Origin of the sequence: Aeromonas sp. FDAARGOS 1406 (assembly GCF_019048565.1) — a bacterium.
Classification (GTDB): domain Bacteria; phylum Pseudomonadota; class Gammaproteobacteria; order Enterobacterales; family Aeromonadaceae; genus Aeromonas; species Aeromonas caviae.
Map to the genome: position 1 here is coordinate 1,485,931 of NZ_CP077378.1, position 16,799 is coordinate 1,502,729.

At 42.0% G+C, this 16,799-nt stretch carries 13 protein-coding genes and 2 pseudogenes; 6 read left to right on the top strand and 9 right to left on the bottom strand.

What is annotated here, in order from left to right; genetic code table 11:
* The first annotated feature begins 86 nt into the window (after window positions 1-86).
* Complete coding sequence (locus I6L36_RS06930) at window positions 87-314, top strand: helix-turn-helix domain-containing protein (protein ID WP_042019791.1); 228 nt, start codon at window positions 87-89, stop codon at window positions 312-314.
* A 262-nt stretch (window positions 315-576) separates the two neighbouring features.
* On the opposite strand, the gene I6L36_RS06935 is transcribed toward I6L36_RS06930, so the two are convergent.
* Entirely contained in the window at window positions 577-1,524 is a 948-nt protein-coding gene (locus tag I6L36_RS06935) for an IS30-like element ISAs2 family transposase (RefSeq protein ID WP_019706001.1), read from the bottom strand.
* Between the two features lie 276 nt (window positions 1,525-1,800).
* Between I6L36_RS06935 and I6L36_RS06940 the strand changes: the two genes are divergently transcribed.
* Window positions 1,801-2,208 carry an H-NS family nucleoid-associated regulatory protein gene (locus I6L36_RS06940; RefSeq protein WP_109113143.1) on the top strand — a complete coding sequence of 136 codons (408 nt, stop codon included), beginning with the start codon at window positions 1,801-1,803 and terminating at the stop codon, window positions 2,206-2,208.
* Window positions 2,209-2,576: 368 nt separating this feature from the next.
* Here I6L36_RS06940 and tolC read toward each other — a convergent pair whose 3' ends face one another.
* The 3 genes from tolC to I6L36_RS06955 form a co-directional block, all read right to left on the bottom strand.
* Entirely contained in the window at window positions 2,577-3,878 is a 1,302-nt protein-coding gene (gene tolC, locus I6L36_RS06945) for an outer membrane channel protein TolC (protein ID WP_041202624.1), read from the bottom strand.
* Window positions 3,879-3,964: 86 nt separating this feature from the next.
* Window positions 3,965-7,105: an efflux RND transporter permease subunit gene (locus tag I6L36_RS06950; RefSeq protein ID WP_005303884.1), complete on the bottom strand. Its 3,141-nt coding sequence runs from the start codon at window positions 7,103-7,105 to the stop codon at window positions 3,965-3,967.
* Entirely contained in the window at window positions 7,102-8,646 is a 1,545-nt protein-coding gene (locus tag I6L36_RS06955) for an efflux RND transporter periplasmic adaptor subunit (protein ID WP_017778712.1), read from the bottom strand. The genes I6L36_RS06950 and I6L36_RS06955 overlap by 4 nt, the downstream gene beginning before the upstream one ends.
* 208 nt (window positions 8,647-8,854) lie before the next feature.
* Here I6L36_RS06955 and I6L36_RS06960 point away from each other — a divergent pair, with 208 nt between their 5' ends.
* The 4 genes and pseudogenes from I6L36_RS06960 to I6L36_RS06975 form a co-directional block, all read left to right on the top strand.
* The gene (locus tag I6L36_RS06960; protein ID WP_021140715.1) at window positions 8,855-9,178 is read left to right on the top strand and encodes a hypothetical protein; all 324 of its coding nucleotides are present in this window, start codon (window positions 8,855-8,857) and stop codon (window positions 9,176-9,178) included.
* 191 nt (window positions 9,179-9,369) lie between these two features.
* Entirely contained in the window at window positions 9,370-10,056 is a 687-nt protein-coding gene (locus tag I6L36_RS06965; RefSeq protein ID WP_021140716.1) for a heavy metal response regulator transcription factor, read from the top strand.
* Window positions 10,046-11,401, top strand: coding sequence for a heavy metal sensor histidine kinase (locus I6L36_RS06970; protein ID WP_005303879.1), 1,356 nt, complete (start codon window positions 10,046-10,048; stop codon window positions 11,399-11,401). The genes I6L36_RS06965 and I6L36_RS06970 overlap by 11 nt, the downstream gene beginning before the upstream one ends.
* A 112-nt stretch (window positions 11,402-11,513) precedes the next feature.
* Window positions 11,514-11,612: pseudogene (locus I6L36_RS06975) on the top strand (IS5/IS1182 family transposase); the annotation flags it as partial.
* A gap of 134 nt (window positions 11,613-11,746) precedes the next feature.
* Here I6L36_RS06975 and I6L36_RS06980 read toward each other — a convergent pair.
* The 5 genes and pseudogenes from I6L36_RS06980 to I6L36_RS07000 form a co-directional block, all read right to left on the bottom strand.
* Window positions 11,747-14,155: a heavy metal translocating P-type ATPase gene (locus I6L36_RS06980; protein ID WP_111589429.1), complete on the bottom strand. Its 2,409-nt coding sequence runs from the start codon at window positions 14,153-14,155 to the stop codon at window positions 11,747-11,749.
* A gap of 3 nt (window positions 14,156-14,158) precedes the next feature.
* Window positions 14,159-14,799 (bottom strand): annotated as a pseudogene (locus I6L36_RS22250) (isoprenylcysteine carboxylmethyltransferase family protein).
* Window positions 14,796-15,101, bottom strand: coding sequence for a DUF2933 domain-containing protein (locus I6L36_RS06990; protein WP_021140721.1), 306 nt, complete (start codon window positions 15,099-15,101; stop codon window positions 14,796-14,798). The pseudogene I6L36_RS22250 and the gene I6L36_RS06990 overlap by 4 nt, the downstream one beginning before the upstream one ends.
* Before the next feature lie 279 nt (window positions 15,102-15,380).
* Complete coding sequence (locus tag I6L36_RS06995) at window positions 15,381-15,914, bottom strand: cupredoxin family protein (protein ID WP_005303871.1); 534 nt, start codon at window positions 15,912-15,914, stop codon at window positions 15,381-15,383.
* Between the two features lie 20 nt (window positions 15,915-15,934).
* Window positions 15,935-16,792, bottom strand: a complete 858-nt coding sequence (locus I6L36_RS07000; protein WP_005303868.1) for a copper resistance protein B — start codon at window positions 16,790-16,792, stop codon at window positions 15,935-15,937.
* Window positions 16,793-16,799: the final 7 nt, after the last annotated feature.

A 16,799-nucleotide genomic window follows, 5' to 3' on the forward strand; every position in this document is an offset into this window, starting at 1 on the left:
ATGCAGTGTCATTATAGGCGTGTACTCATAGCCGTGTACAGTGTGCCGTATAATGTAGACCATATCTCCTCTTGTGAGGAGATAACATGGATTCTGACGAGTTTGATCTTGCGGTGCTCGCAACTGCATTCGGTAAAAATGTACGGGAACTGCGGTCTGCACGCGGTATGCAACAGGAAAAACTTGCGCTAATTGCTGGTATAGATCGTGGTCACATGGGAAAAATCGAACGTGGGGAGACTAGGGTAACCTTGGAAAAAGTTTATCTGATCGCCAAAGCTCTTGGGGTCTCGCCTGCATCATTGCTGCCATAACCATAGCTGTTACTCTAACCAAATATTGCACGTTCCAGCATGGGGGGATTTTCTCGCTTGTCTAGGAGCCATAGCACAACGCATCCATCGACTTGAAGGTCAGATGGAGTCCGACGGGATCTGATTGTTCTGGGATTCAACGGGTGCAAGAAAACGATCTGGTTGTGACAACCTGCGACAGGCGCAGCAGAGAAGAGTTTGCATTGGTAAAACAATCATACTCTGCAAAAGCGCGAATTCAACTTCGAAGTGCGACACTCGCCTATGCCGCCTGACGGTACTCTTCGAATACCTTGACAGGCTGCCTGAATCCGAGACATTTCCGAGGTCGTAGGTTGAGCCACTGCTCCGCTCTCCTGACATCCTCGTCCGTGACCTCTCTCAGGTCTGTTCCCTTTGGGATAAACTGCCTCAACAGCCCATTGCTGTTCTCGTTCAGACCGCGCTCCCACGAAGAGTAAGGGTGCGCAAAGTAAGTCTCGGCACCCAGCGCTTCCTCTATCGCCTTGTGTTCGGCAAACTCGCCGCCGTTGTCAAAGGTGATGGTATGCACCTGCTCGATGTAGGGCGTTAACATCTCGATTATCGCATCCCGCACCACCCCAGCCTGTTTGCTCGCGACCCGCTTGACCAGATAGAGCCGGCTCTTGCGCTCCACCAGGGTGACCAGTGCACCTGTGCCTTGCTTGCCCAGCACCGTGTCCGCCTCCCAATCACCGAGCCGCTCCCGGCTATCGACGATAGCCGGCCGTTCATCAATAGAGCGGGCTTCCTTGATGGGAGAACGCAGGCTGCTCGCCCCCTTGCGGTAGCGCTTGTGGCCCTGGCGCAGATGGCGGTACAACTGGCCACCCCGGGCTTTGTCGGCGGCCACATGGCGGTATATCCACTCGTGACTCACCATGAGGCCTATCTGCTTGCCCACCGCGCTTATCTGCTCCGGGCTCCACCACCAGGCGAGTGTCAGCTCGACAAACTGGATGACATCGGCAGATAGCCGAGATTTGGCCGCACTGGCCCGTCGGTGGGTGGCGTGCTGATGCGCATTGTCTGGCTGGTAGCCCTGCGGCCCGGCGTTACGACGCAGCTCCCGGTAGAGGGTGGAGCGATGAACGCCAATGGCGCGTGCGGTGGCAAGGATGGACATCCCCTGTGCGCGAAGCACCGATAACTGGTATCGTTGCCCCTCGGTCAACTGCTGATAGCTCATGGTGATACTGCTTTTACTTTGGCGAGCAGAAGGGTACCACCAATCAGCAGTTGGCCACCTCTCGCCATTCATCCATGAGTGTCGCACTTATTATCTGAATTCCCGAATCAGGTAGCAGATTGGAGCTAGGCCAATAAGTAGATCCAAACGCAATTTAGCTCACGAATTTTAAATGATGCTATTTTTTGAGTCATCTTGGTGCCAAAAACAGTGGAGCTGATGCTGGGATTGAGAGATAATTTTCCTGATATAAAAATGTGATACATGAGGCTATCAATGAACGATTTTTTGAAAACACTGCTGAATATTCGCAGCCTGCGAGCTGCACTGCGTGAGCTGTCATTTGAGCAGTTAGTCGAAGTTAGGGAAAAATTCGAAGAAATTTTTGCTGAGCGTGAACAGCAAGAGACCAAACTGAGAGAAGAGTCAGCTGAACGCCTGCAAAAACTGGCTGAGTTTACCGAAATGTTGAAACAGGCAGGCATCGATCCGAGTGAGCTGGTTGGCACTGCCGCTCCGGCGAAATCCGAGGGTTCAGTCAAAGCCAAACGCGCTCCCCGTCCTGCAAAATACAAGTACACCGAAGGCGGTCAGGAGAAGACATGGACTGGCCAGGGCCGCATTCCCAAGGCCATCGCAGAAGCAGTTGCGGCTGGAAAAGCACTGGATGACTTCTTGATCTAATGCTGAGAGCCCATGCCTGCTCGGCGTGGGCCTTTAATTCTATCTGTAGTAGGAGCACCGTATGGGGAGGACATTGTTCCACTCAAGAAGCATCGATTTGTGAAATAAAGCGGATGAAAGAACAAATGGAGCAATTCGCACGTATAGTGCGGATTATTTAAACAATGGTCTTTATAAAACTTAAATCCACATTAAAAACTACAGCCCTATAGGTCGCTATATTTTCTGAATGAGTTTATAGCTATACACTAATAGTAACAAGTGCTAAAAACCTTCCGAAAAAAAATAAATAAGAGAAATGAATTTCCAGGTTAAATAAAAGGCATCAGTGCAAAACTGATGCCTATTGAAAAATAGATTACACACAACTACCTTAAATTAACTAAACCATTATCAATATCAATTATTTCTTTTTTACCTAAAGACCCTGAATTTAATTTCAATGTGGCAACGTTGACTATGTAACTATATCTAGAAATAGCTAACTTTGTCTTTGCATCATACAATTTTCTATTAGCATCCAATACATCAATGATAGTCCTAGTGCCAACCTCATATCCTGCCTCGGTCGCTTTTAAAGCACTTTCAGCAGAAACTACAGCTTGTTGGTATGCTCGAACGGATCCTATGCTTGCATTAACATTGTTATATGAAGACTTAACTGCACTCATGACCGAGCGATAACTTTTCTCCAGCTGCTCACTGGCAGCAACATAGTCAAAAGAAGATTGTTTGACTTGTGATGCTGTTGCACCACCTGTATATAGTGGCAATGAAAATTTAATACCAATGTCGCCTTGATTGGAATAACCGTCCGTATTAACTGTATTATCTTTGTAGTTATTATAAGTTGAAGATAACCCCATAGTAAGATCAACTAATGGCTTATGTCCTGACTTAGATAAATCGATCTGCATCTTCGCAAGTTCTTTTTTAATCCGAGCCTGATGTAATGCCAAATTTTTTTCAATTGCTGCATCAGTCCACTTATCAATTTTCCATAAAGTTTTTTGAGGACTGAAACGCTCTGTATCAAGCTTATTAAGCTTTCTATGCTCAAGACCAGTTAACTCACGTAGAGCCTCATAGCTATTTTCAAGCGTGTTCTCTGCATAGATCTCATCGGCAAAAGACTGATCGAAGGCGGCCTCTGCCTCATGTACATCAGTAATCGCGGCCAAACCTACCTCAAAACGCTGCTGGGTTTGAGCAAGCTGCCTCTGAATTGCCGTTTTCGTTGCCTGAGAATAAATCAGCGAATCTTCAGCCTGGAGAACATTAAAATATGTCTGTATTGTACGAAGCACTAAGTTTTGATGCTCAAGAACATAAGAAACATCTGATAGTGTCGCATTCTTCGCAGCTAAATCAAGATTAATCCAATTAGCACTGTTGTAGAGAGATTGCTCTAGATTGATTGCACTATTCGTTGCGCTCCCAGTTTGCATATCCAGATTATCGTCAACATAGTTAGCACTAAGACCAAGATTTATCTTTGGTAGAAATGATGCTTGCTCTTCATTGATTTTTTCGAATGATTGGTCACGCATTGCCTTTGACTCAAGAAGTTGCGGATCCTTTTGCTTCGCCAAGTTATAAATATCTAGCAAGCCCTCCGCATGCGTGTAACTACTAAGAAGAGCGAGTATAGGTAAAAACATTTTGTTCATCATGATAGATACCAACAGATTGTAAATAAAGAAAACGAAAGTAGCGGATGCATATTCATATAATGCATCCGCCTGTGCACCAACCGTTATTCAGGCATATCAACACCTGTAGTATTAGTGATGCTCTTCAGAGTACGTCTACGCCATAAGTAAAATGCCGCAGGTAGAACTAAGAGAGTTAAAACGAGTGCGCTTACCATCCCACCAATCATTGGCGCGGCTATTCGTTGCATAACCTCAGAGCCAGTCCCATGACTCCACATGATAGGTAATAGGCCAGCAATTATCGTTACCACTGTCATCATTTTAGGACGTAGTCGCATTGCAGCTCCATGGATAACGGCACCATGTAATCCTGCATTATCAAGTTTATCGTTCTTAACGAGATCATCCCAAGCATGGTTGAGATAGATCAACATCAATACACCTGTTTCTACAGCGACACCTGCAAGTGCTATGAATCCAACTCCAACGGCCACTGACATATTAAATCCAGCTAGCCACACGTACCAAATGCCACCAACTATAGCAAGAGGCAAGGTCGTAAGAATAAGAAGCACTTCTTGAACACGCCGAAACGCCAAGTAAAGCAATAGAACTATGATGGCAACGGTTAATGGGACTACATAGGTAAGGCGAGCTTTAGCTCGTTCCATATATTCGTATTGACCAGACCAAGTAATAGAGTACCCAGCAGGAAGAACTAATTGTTCTCCGACCATTTTTTTTGCATCCGCGACAAATGATCCAATATCTCTATTACTAATATCAACATATACCCAACCATTTAACCTAGCATTTTCACTTCGCAACATTGGGGCTTCATCGCTAATATAAATTCGAGCAACATCAGCTAGAGCAATTCGTTCACCTTTGGGAGTGATCAAAGGAAGCAACTCTAGACTAGCGACTGAGTCGCGATAGCTTTGTGGATAGCGTATATTGATTGGATATCGCTCTCGCCCCTCTATCGTCTGTCCAACATCCATGCCGCCCACAGCCGTTGCTAGTACTGCTTGAACATCCGCAATATTGAGTCCATATCGGGCAGCCTTCAGTCTATCGATATCAACTTTGACATAACGACCACCGGCGACACGCTCAGCATACACGGATGATGCCCCCTCTACACTGCCAACAATTTTCTCAAGTTGCTGTCCTATTTTTTGTATCACTTTAAGATCTGGACCAGCAATCTTGATCCCAACAGGTGTTTTAATTCCTGTTGCGAGCATATCTGTTCGAGTCTTGATTGGGGGGACCCACGCATTTGTCAAACCAGGAAATTGAATTAATGAGTCTAGCTCTTCCCGTAATTTCTCTGGTGTCATCCCAGGACGCCACTCTGATTGAGGCTTCAGCTGAATAGTGGTTTCCATCATAACAAGATCAGCTGGATCTGTTGCACTATCCGCACGGCCAGCCTTACCGAATACATTCTTTACCTCAGGGACAGTTCTAATCAGCTTATCTGTTTGTTGTAATATCTCTCGCGTTTTCCCTACCGAGATATTTGTTGCCGTTGTCGGCATATACATCAGATCCCCCTCATCAAGTGGAGGAATAAACTCAGACCCTAAATATTTTAAAGGCAAGAAACCAACAACGGTCACGATAAATGCTAAAGTAAGAGTCACCTTCGGCCATGCTAAGACGCATTTCAGCAAAGGTATATAACCCTGACTTAGCCATCTATTAATTGGGTTCGCTTGTTCAGCAAGTACCTTACCACGAATAAAGTACCCCATTACAACAGGGACTAACGTTATTGCAAGTGCAGCAGCTGCGGCCATAGCATAAGTCTTAGTATATGCGAGCGGAGCAAACATCCGCCCTTCTTGTGCTTCAAGAGCAAATACTGGTAAAAAGCTCATGGTAATAATTAATAGAGAGAAAAATATAGCAGGGCCGACTTCTGCACTGGCCTCTCCAATTACCTTCCATCTGTTTTCATTAGTTAGGGGTGTCTGTTCCATATGCTTATGGACATTTTCAATCATTACAATTGCACCATCAACCATTGCTCCAATTGCGATGGCTATCCCTCCCAAAGACATTATGTTGGCGTTGACACCCTGTATATTCATTATTATAAATGCAACTAGAATTGCAATTGGTAGGGTAATAATCACTACTAACGATGACCGTAGGTGGAATAAAAATGCTAAACAAACTAATACAACAACAATAAACTCTTCCAGTAACTTCCCTGAAAGGTTGTCGATTGCTCTTTGGATTAGATCTGAGCGGTCATATACAGTTATTATCTCAACCCCATCTGGTAGACTACTTTTTAATTCATCAAGACGAGTCTTAACTCCATCAATAGTGTGTTGTGCATTTTCGCCATAACGCATGACGATAATGCCCCCAACGACTTCACCTTCACCATTGAGCTCTGCGATGCCTCGACGTACTTGAGGGCCAGTTACCACATCCGCTACATCACCTAGCAATAGTGGAGCACCACGTACATTTGTTCCTAATGGAATGTTTTTTAGATCAGAGACATTTTTCAAATACCCATTGGAGCGAACCATATACTCAGCTTCGGCCATCTCGATAACTGAAGCACCTGTTTCCTGGTTACCTTGTTCTATTGCTGTCTGAATTAAAGACAAAGGTACACCATATGCACGCAGCTTATTGGGGTCTACACGAACCTGATACTGACGAACCATTCCTCCAACCGTAGCGACTTCAGAAACCCCCTCTACAGTCTGTAATTCATACTTTAAAAACCAGTTTTGCAGTGAGGTTAATTCACTTAAGTCATGCTTACCTGTTCTATCGATCAGTGCATACTGATAGACCCAACCAACACCAGTTGCATCAGGCCCAAGCTGGGGCCTCGCAGAAGATGGTAAATTAGGAGCAACTTGGCTCAAGTATTCTAAAACTCGCGCCCGCGCCCAATACAAATCCGTATTGTCATCGAATAGAACATAAACGAAAGAATCACCAAAGAAAGAATAACCACGGACGGTAGTTGCACCAGGAACAGCAAGCATGGCGGTGGTTAATGGGTAAGTTACTTGGTCTTCAACTACTTGTGGTGCTTGCCCAGGATAACTTGTTTTGATAATAACTTGAACATCCGACAAATCAGGCAGCGCATCAACAGGAGTTTGCTTGACTGACCATATTCCCCATGCAGTGAGCAACACACTTAACAAAAGAACAAGGAATCGATTGCCAATAGACCATCGAATTATTGATGTGATCATTTCTGACCTCCTATCTCATCCATTTCGGCCATATCATGCTTGGAATGGTCCAATTGTGGAGCAGATGGAGCCTTACCTTTCCCGTTGCTACTATTTGAATCTGAATTTTTAATATTTGTTTTAGCAATCGGCTCCTTGATACCAGTTATAATGTATCGTTCCCCATCCTGCCTTAGCAAAACACTCACGGAGTGACCCATCTTTAAACTTGAAGGAGCAATACTCTTATCAAGTTCAAAGCTCATACGCATTGCTGGCCATTGCCATTCTGGTACTTGTTGGTGTGCAATTGTGATCTGCCTATTCTGACCAATATCAACGATGTCAGCATTGACCCAGACTTGAGCAGGACGAAATGCAGTCATGCGCTGGAAGTCGGAACTGATACTTGACTCAGAGTCTAATAAAAACTGAGCAGACCTTACTATCTCATCACCTTCTTCAACTCCAGATGTAACAACGATATGTTCCCTAAACTGAGAACCGAGAGTGACTTCAACAGATTTGAAGCGCCCATCACCTAATGACAGCACTACTCGATTCTGCGTTCCTGTTCTAATAATAGCCTCACTAGGCACCACAAGATTAGACTCGGTTCCACCGGCTTTTATGTTGATCTGAGCAAACATATTCGGCTTAAGGAACTCGTCTGGATTATCAAAGCGTAGCCTGACCTTAAGCGTCCTAGTTGATGCGTCTAGGGTGGGATATAAATAATCAACTTTACCGACCCAAGTTCTGCTTGGCGCATAATCAAGAGTCATGGTAACTGGATCTCCCAATTTCAATACGGTAGCTTGGCGCTCAAAAATTTCTGCACTGACCCAAACTTGTTGTAATGTGCTGATATTAAATAGCGCCTCAGCTGGTTCTACGTACTGTCCCTCTCGAATTTTTAGCTCAGAAATATATCCATCACTAGGTGCATAGAAATTAATTGTTTCACGCACTTTCCTAGTTCGCTTTAAAATAGATATTTGATCACTTGGAATTTGTAGCGCCTTGAGTTTCCCTTCTGCGGCTCGAATCAACAAAGGGTTACTGCTATTCATGGCCAACAAGTATTCATGCTGCGCATTTACTAAATCAGGGGCATATAATGCGTAAATAAAACTACCTTTGGTAACCCTTTGCCCCTCACTTTTAATTGCAAGGGTTCGTACCCAGCCAGCCATACGTGAGTTGATAGCTTCAAGACGGTCTTCATCATATCCAACATATCCAACAGTATCAATTTCCTGATAAGTAGGAGCTCGTTTGACTTGATCGAGACGAACACCAAGATTCTGCTGTATTTCCGGTGATATTGTAACTGTGCCAGCTGACCCTTGACCTTGAGCTTTCTCTTCATAAACAGGAATGAAATCCATTCCCATTGTGTCCTTGGCTGGAGAAGGTCTCTTATCAGCTGGATCCATCGGGTTTACCCAATAAAGAGGTTGTTTTTCCTTTAATGTATTTACATCTTTAAAATTTGTGAGCAGGTAGACACTACCGCCTCCTGCGACAAAAACTAACAACATTGCAATAAATTTCATCATGCCATGCCCCTTAAGATATATTCAAAATATGGAAAACCAGGTGGTGTAAAATCATCTCTCATACCCCAATAGGGTGAATCATACATACTTGCCCTCTTAAAGATCTATATCCTTACGGTAATGTAATCTTGCTGACAGCAGCATGTAATGTTGATTGTATATAGTGATTAGCGATAGCCGTGCAATAACAACGAAATGAGGTAATCCAATGAAAATCAAGACCATCTTAGCTGCGCTCACCATGTTGATTAGTAGTTCAGCGGCTTTCGCTAATGCCCCAATGCCTTTCGATCTTAGAGCAGGGCATGGAGTAGTCTATGTAGAATGGAAAATATCTGCATTGCCTACTGACTCCGTGGACGTATCCACCCCCGATGGCACGAAACTGGGCGTTGTGAAGGCTCTCCCTGGTAAGACCAAGCAGTTAACACTTCCTTCTGATAAAAATATTACAGAAGTTATCGTGGACTATAAAGGAACCATTCATAACGTCTCTCTCCCGCATGGTATGGGAAGCGGTAGTAACCGTTAAGATCTTCCACATGTAAAAAACGGCCAGCTTATGCTGGCCGTTTTTTAAACATTAAAAATAATCATTCTAGATTTTATAATTTCGATATAACCTTCATTGAAACTCTTGATGCAGCTGGATTTTTTTTATTTTTTAGTGTATGTAGTAGCATAGACTACTGACTATCTTAATACTGCATATTGGAGAACATAATGAATATTTTAGTTGTTGAAGATGAGCCAAAGATAGGTGAGTATTTAAAGAAAGGACTCACTGAGTCAGGCTACATTGTTACTCTCGCCACAAATGGAATTGATGGTCGCTTTTATATACTTAGCCATGAATTTGACTTAATAATACTAGATATTATGTTACCTGGGATTAACGGATGGCAGCTTCTTGAGGAAATTAGAAATATAAACATTCAAGTACCTGTCATGTTCCTGACGGCAAAAGATGGTGTCGGAGATAGAGTAAAGGGGCTAGAGTCTGGAGCTGATGATTATCTTTCAAAACCATTTGCATTCACTGAACTACTAGCCAGAATAAAAAACCTTCTTAGGCGATCCAAAGACAATCATATTGAAGAGGTTATATCAATTTCAGATTTGATTATAAACATCAAATCAAGAACAGTTAAGCGGTCGGGTAAAAAACTACATCTCACCCCTAAAGAATATCTATTACTTGAGTTATTAGCTCGGCGGCATGGTGAAGTATTACCTCGCTCATTAATTGCCTCTTTGGTATGGGATATGAATTTTGACAGCGATACAAATGTAATAGATGTTGCAATCAGAAGATTAAGAGCCAAGGTTGATGATGATTATCAAATAAAATTAATTCATACTATTCGAGGAATGGGATATAAATTAGAAGGTGCTGGCGATGAAGAGTAACATGCCTATAACTATACGTGCTATGCTTTTTGTTTCTGTCGCCATAACGATCAGTATGATTTCCTTGTTATTTTTGGTAGAGACATCTATCAAAAATCATTTCTTAGACCTTGATAATGAAACGATAGATAACAAAACGATTATTATCGAGCAGTTTTCAAAGCGCATAGATGCAGTTCAAAGAATTATCAATTGGGATACAATCAATCCTGACTCTAATTTTTATATCGAGATATTAAAAGATGGTAAAAAAATATATAGGAGTGAACGAGACAGCTTTAATTTGAGAAAGTTCAGCAATACACTAATTCATGTATCTGAAACTGACACTTCCGCTCCACATAAATATCTCAGTAAAAACATTAATTTTAAAAAAAATGATAACTCCTATTCAGTCGTGTTCTATTTAGACTCAAGTGTTCACTCTCATTTTTTGTCTGACTTTAGGATGCAGCTATTAATCATAGTCTTTGGTGTTTGGGCGATCATAATATTGTCTACATACTTGGGTATAAGGCAAGGCCACAAACCTATTTATATATTAAGCAAACATATGTCGACTATTCAGGCTGAACAGTTGAACTCAACATTAGAACCCAACCAATATCCGAGAGAGTTAAGGGAGTTGGTTGACTCATTCAATACCATGCTATCTAAACTAAACAATAGTTTCGTTAAGTTATCTGATTTTTCAGATGATGTAGCGCATGAACTAAGAACCCCATTAACCAATATAATCATGCAGGCTCAAGTTGGGTTAAATCAAGACAGGAGCATCTCCGAATATAAAGAGTTCCTATATTCAATTCTGGAAGAGCTTGAGCGTTTGGCAAAGATGGTTAGCGATATGCTGTGGATTGCCAGGTCAGACAAAGGTTTGATTTCTGCAAATAAAGAATTTTTAGATTCAGAGAATGAACTTTCTTCTATTTTAGATTTCTTTATGTATTTAGCAGAAGAAAAAAGCCTTACGTTTAACGTTGCAAATACTAATAAGCTTATATTTGCTGACAAAATAATGTTTCGTCGTTCGATATCCAATCTGATATCTAACGCAATAAAATACTCAGAGAGCAACTCTGCCATTAGCATCTCAATATCAAACGATGAAGGAAATAATTCTATCATTGAAATAAAGAACAAATGCAAAGATATATCTTACGATGAATCCTTGAGAATGTTTGATCGATTTTATAGGGCAGATTTATCAAGATCTAGCAATAACGATAGTGTCGGGTTGGGTCTATCGATTGTTAAATCGATAACCGAAGTTAATGGAGGGAAGGCATGGAACAAATTAAGTGGTGATTATATTTCATTTTATATATTATTCCCAGCCAAATAGCTTTTAGCTATTTAACGTAGGACGACACTAGCATTATTAAAGAGCATGGTTGCCAAAATCAGCCAGTAAGTCATGACTTCCCCAGCCCCAAGTGACAGCTACGCACGGGGCTTCCTTACAGGCAGGCAATGCGCAGGTGGCGGGGGAAATCCTAGCAGGGGTAAAGGTCATGAACAGGATAATGGGCTTAAGTATGCCCGTTTGGCAGTAAGTCAGTTGGGTAAGGAAAACGATCAGGGAGCAAGCAGCCTTGTTTTAAAATTAACTAGCAAGGCCACTTGGTCGTGGAATGTCGATAGGTGACATTTAGACTCATCTGCGGACATATAACCTCCGCAGATAGGATCAAGCATTCGTGACCTTCATACCACGGAGTCTCAGCGCGTTCAAAATTACCGAGACTGAACTTAAGCTCATAGCTAACGCCGCGACCATTGGTGATAACAGGAATCCCGTAGACGCATAGAATACACCTGCGGCAAGCGGTATACCAAAAACATTATATATGAAAGCGAACGCTAGATTTTGTTTCATATTTTTTATCGTTATGTTTGATAATGTTCTGGCTAATGCAATCCCTCGTAAATCACCTTTGACTAAAGTAACGGAGGCGCTACTAATTGCCACATCAGTACCTGTTCCCATAGCGACACCAACATCAGATCTTGCTAATGCAGGGGCATCGTTAATACCATCTCCCGCCATCGCCACAATATGCCCCATCTGTTGAAACTTGGTGACTAGAGCCAATTTCTCTGAAGGTTTAACATCGCCATATATTTCGCTAATACCGAGCTTACCCCCCACAGCCCTAGCTGTAGATAGACTATCGCCAGTAGCCATAATTACAGTTACCCCACTTTTTTTCAATGCATCCAAAGCTTCCTGTGTGGATGATTTTATTGGGTCACTTATGACTAGCAAGCCAACGATGGTAAGATTTACGGCCAGGAACATCACACTAGCACCTTCGTGACGTAATCGATCTGCATCATCCTTCACTGCCTGTGTACTTATTCCCTCTTGCTCCATCAAAGATGCATTACCCAGTAAAAGGAACTTTTCAGCTACGATACCTTTTACACCATTCCCTGGAATGGTTTCAAAATCGCTGACATGATGCAGAGTCAAGAATCTATCTTTCGCTGCTGTGACAATTGCTTGTGCTAATGGGTGCTCACTTCCTTGATCTAAACTGGCAGCTAATCTCAGTATTTCATCATTTTCTAAGCCGTTTACTGATATGGCTTGTTCAAATATAGGATGACCTGCGGTAAGCGTACCAGTTTTATCGACAATCAATATATCGACCTTCCTGAAATTTTCTATCGCAGCTGCATCTCTAAATAATATTCCTTGTGTTGCACCTTTACCAGTCGCTACCATAATTGACATCGGTGTTGCCAAGCCTAATGCACAAGGACAAGCAATTATTAATACAGCAACCGCATTCAGTAAACCATACTGCCAGCCTGTTGTGGCCCCCAAAAAACCCCAAGTGAAGAACGTGGTTATGGCAATGAGTACAACAACAACAACAAAATTACCTGCTATTTTATCAGCCATTCCCTGCATTGGGGCCTTGGAACGCTGTGCTTGCACAACCATATTAACGATTTGAGCCAGCATGGTTTGTGAACCCACTTTTTCTGAACTCATGGTAAGAGATCCTGTTGTATTCAACGTTGCTCCGATTACTTTATCACCTCGTTTTTTACTTACCGGAATAGGCTCTCCTGTCAGCATTGACTCGTCAATTGTACTGATACCATCAACAACGACCCCATCCACAGGAACTTTTTCACCAGGTCGGATACGTAAAATGTCTCCCACCTGAACTTGGGAAAGTGGAATATCTCGTTCGCTTCTATCTGGATATATTATACGGGCAGTTTTTGGAGCTAGTCCTATTAACAACCGAATCGCCTCAGAGGTTTTTGAGCGAGCTTTTAACTCCATGATTTGACCTAGCAGCGTCAGTGAGATGATGACATCTGCCGCTTCAAAATAGACAGCAACCCGTCCCATTGACTGAAACGACACAGGGAATATATCTGGTAATATTGTGGCAATGATACTATAAATAAATGCAGCACCAGTTCCAGTTCCGATTAATGTCCACATATTAGGATTGAAAGTTACTATAGATTGCCACCATCGTTCAAAGAATGGTGATGCAGCCCATAATACTACGGGTAAGGATAGCACCAGCTCAACCCAACTCTGAGTATTCATGCTAAAAAATGCTAATTTATGACCAAGCATTGCTAATAGTGTTACAACAATAGTTAATGGCAAGGTTAACCAAAACCGATACTGGAAAATATAAAGTTCAGAATCACTTTTATCCTCATCTTCAAACTGAGGCATTTCAGGTTCAAGAGCCATACCACATTTAGGACAATTACCAGGCTTGTTAACTCTGACTTCAGGATGCATTGGGCATATATATATGACTTCTTTGTCACTGCCTTTCTGGGCTTGGTGCGCAGTAGATTCACTGGTAGATACGGAAGGCTTCGCATCCGTTCTTACATAAGTTTCTGGATTTTTATTAAAGGCAATAAAACACTTATCACTACAAAAATAATATAGCCCACCATCATATTTAACATATTTTTCAGTTTGATGTATTTTCATACCACAAACAGGATCGGTGTGGTATTGCGAGCCTAATTCTGTTGGTTCCTCTATATCATCATGGCGATGAAAGTCATCGTTTACTGCTGATGGATAAATTTTCTTAATTCTCATCACTCAGCTCCTTACTTTCCATGAAGGTATAAAACGCGGGGTTTTATTTGCATAATCATCATATGCTTTTCCAAATATAGACCTAACCTCGCGCTCTTCTGTGAGCGCGAGGTGCTTATACATAATCAAGAGAATAGGAAACATGAGAAGGGTCAATATAGTTGGCCATTGCAATAGAAAGCCAAACATAATCATAGCAAACGCGACATATTGCGGATGACGAATCTTTGAATAGGGGCCAGTTATAGCGAGTTTATTCATTTTTTGAGAAAAAAAGAGCACATGCCAAGCACTAGAAAGCAAGTAAAATCCGGCACCAATTACAAAATAGCTTAGGATATGCAAGATATTAAAATGTGGGTCACCATTACCCCCTATAAACGTGTACCACAGATGCCCTGAGTTATGAGAGAGCAGATCAACCTCTGGATATTTTTTTGTAACCAGCCAGACATGAAATATATTGTCAATGGAAATCCATACATCTCTGTAAACAAAGTAATAATAAATGCAGATATAGATCCAAATGTACGCCAATCCCTAGCCGACTTAGGTTTGAAAAAGCTAAATATAAACATTATGAACACTACTGAATTAAGTACCACAAGCGACCATAATCCATAGGATGAAAAATCGTTACTCATAAGGATTCTCCTTTATCAGATTTATCATTTTGGTCGGGTGAGCTCTTTTGTATATTTTGTTTTTTTTCATCACTACCATGATCGCCGTTTTCGTGGTTATCACCATGTCCACCATGCATGAATACATGCATAAGTGGGCAAGCGAGAAGAAGCAGATATGGTAAGGCTCCCATGAAATGGGCCCAGTGTTCTGTGACCAAAAAGTAACCAGCAACGCTACCAATGATGATAAAAGCAACCCCAGTTCTAGAACGCCAGAAACCTGGTTCATCAGATTGGTTATGCTCGTGATGTGAATTCATTGACATCCCTCCAATTAATATTAGATGCTGTAGACAACTCATTTTCTCTCAGCACCACGTCCTGTACTCACTCACCCAATAAGTCACACTATCTGAGTGATGCGGTATTTTTTACTTAATATTAAGTATAGTTATACTGCCGAGCATTAATTGGTATTTAGATCTTTTTGTGTCAGCAGATCATCAAACTGTGATATTGGCAAAACTTTTTAACTAAAAACACAAAAAAATCAAATAAAAAAAGAGGGGAGCCCCCTCTTTTTTTGTTTGAAAAGTGGATTATTTCACTACCACTTCACCAAGCATTCCAGCCTCCATATGCCCAGGTACAAGACAAGCAAATGATACTGTACCTGCTTTATCAAATTTCCATAGCACTGCACTCTTCTGACTGGGTGCAAGAGAGATCATGTTTGGCATGCTATGTTTCATCTGCATACCTTGCATTTGTTGCATCATTCCCGCATGCTCTTTGAGCTCTGAGGTTGTTCCGAGAACGAACTCATGTGGTAGTTTTCCATTATTCTTTATAAAGAATCGGATTGTTTCACCTTGTTTGACCGATATCGTTTTCGGTGTAAACCGCATGGTGTCATCCATAGATACGTCAATGGTTCTAGACACATCTTTGGCAACACCAGGGGAACCAGCCATACTCCCCATGTCATGCCCCATAGGAGCTGGATTCCCCTTCATTGAACTCATGTCATGGTTCATGCCATTCTTCATTGAGTTCATGTCATGACCTTGCTCAGAAGCCATCACACCCGTAGAAATTACTATCACAGCAGCAGTAATCATTTTGAATTTCATACATTACCTTCCTTATGTAATCAGAACCAGAATCTGGCACCTGCAATAAATCTCGTATCAGATGTACTCTCCCCATGATCTTTTGCTAGATCGTATGTATTGCCAGCGAGAGTTTTCCATTCAACGCCTATGTAAGGAGCAAACTGCCTACTTATTTCATAACGTAACCGCAAGCCAGTGCTGATGTCTGAGATACCTCGCCCAACAGACATATCATCATTATCTTTACTGTAAATATTCATTGCAGCTTGGGGCTGTAGTATCAATTTCTGAGTAAGTAAGAGGTCATATTCCGCCTCTAGGCTTAAAAGCATTAGACCATGCTGATCTACAAATAAAGAGGAGTCAACCTCAAACCAATATGGCGCTAATCCTTGTAGGCCAAGGGCAAGCCATCCTTTATCGCTTCTAGATTGATATGTATCATATCTTGCTCCAAAAAGGATGTCCCAGTATGCAGATGTAGCATACCCATAAAGAACTTGGTTTTCTGTATCCTGTAATGAATTTTTATATTCACCTTCAGATTTAAACCATATTTTTTGATAGTCTTTCCCTACCCAAGCAAGGGCTTTGTAGGAAGCATAATTTTCCTCTCGTCCATTTGAATATTCAAGCCTGTCAATTAACAGAGAAGAAAAGGTATGTTCATCTGCTAAGGAAAGCTGCTCTCTGCCTTCAAAAAGGCTTGGGCCTGAACTAAGTGTGAGTCCATCAGAATATTCATCAGGGCTTCTTTGTTCGCTATCCTCAGATGCGGTTAAATCAGGGTGATAGCCGCTAACAGCATCTTTTGACTCCTCAGAAAAAGAAAGAGAAGCAAATAACCCAAGGCTGATCAACCATATTCCATTTTTTACTATACTTTGAATTAGCATTATTTAT

What these genes read in the sequence shown, in the direction of transcription:
- I6L36_RS06930 (WP_042019791.1), top strand. Translation starts at nt 87, where the DNA reads ATGGATTCTGACGAGTTTGATCTTGCGGTGCTCGCAACTGCATTCGGT.
- I6L36_RS06935 (WP_019706001.1), bottom strand. Translation starts at nt 1,524, where the DNA reads ATGAGCTATCAGCAGTTGACCGAGGGGCAACGATACCAGTTATCGGTG.
- I6L36_RS06940 (WP_109113143.1), top strand. Translation starts at nt 1,801, where the DNA reads ATGAACGATTTTTTGAAAACACTGCTGAATATTCGCAGCCTGCGAGCT.
- tolC (WP_041202624.1), bottom strand. Translation starts at nt 3,878, where the DNA reads ATGAACAAAATGTTTTTACCTATACTCGCTCTTCTTAGTAGTTACACG.
- I6L36_RS06950 (WP_005303884.1), bottom strand. Translation starts at nt 7,105, where the DNA reads ATGATCACATCAATAATTCGATGGTCTATTGGCAATCGATTCCTTGTT.
- I6L36_RS06955 (WP_017778712.1), bottom strand. Translation starts at nt 8,646, where the DNA reads ATGATGAAATTTATTGCAATGTTGTTAGTTTTTGTCGCAGGAGGCGGT.
- I6L36_RS06960 (WP_021140715.1), top strand. Translation starts at nt 8,855, where the DNA reads ATGAAAATCAAGACCATCTTAGCTGCGCTCACCATGTTGATTAGTAGT.
- I6L36_RS06965 (WP_021140716.1), top strand. Translation starts at nt 9,370, where the DNA reads ATGAATATTTTAGTTGTTGAAGATGAGCCAAAGATAGGTGAGTATTTA.
- I6L36_RS06970 (WP_005303879.1), top strand. Translation starts at nt 10,046, where the DNA reads ATGAAGAGTAACATGCCTATAACTATACGTGCTATGCTTTTTGTTTCT.
- I6L36_RS06980 (WP_111589429.1), bottom strand. Translation starts at nt 14,155, where the DNA reads ATGAGAATTAAGAAAATTTATCCATCAGCAGTAAACGATGACTTTCAT.
- I6L36_RS06990 (WP_021140721.1), bottom strand. Translation starts at nt 15,101, where the DNA reads ATGAATTCACATCACGAGCATAACCAATCTGATGAACCAGGTTTCTGG.
- I6L36_RS06995 (WP_005303871.1), bottom strand. Translation starts at nt 15,914, where the DNA reads ATGAAATTCAAAATGATTACTGCTGCTGTGATAGTAATTTCTACGGGT.
- I6L36_RS07000 (WP_005303868.1), bottom strand. Translation starts at nt 16,792, where the DNA reads ATGCTAATTCAAAGTATAGTAAAAAATGGAATATGGTTGATCAGCCTT.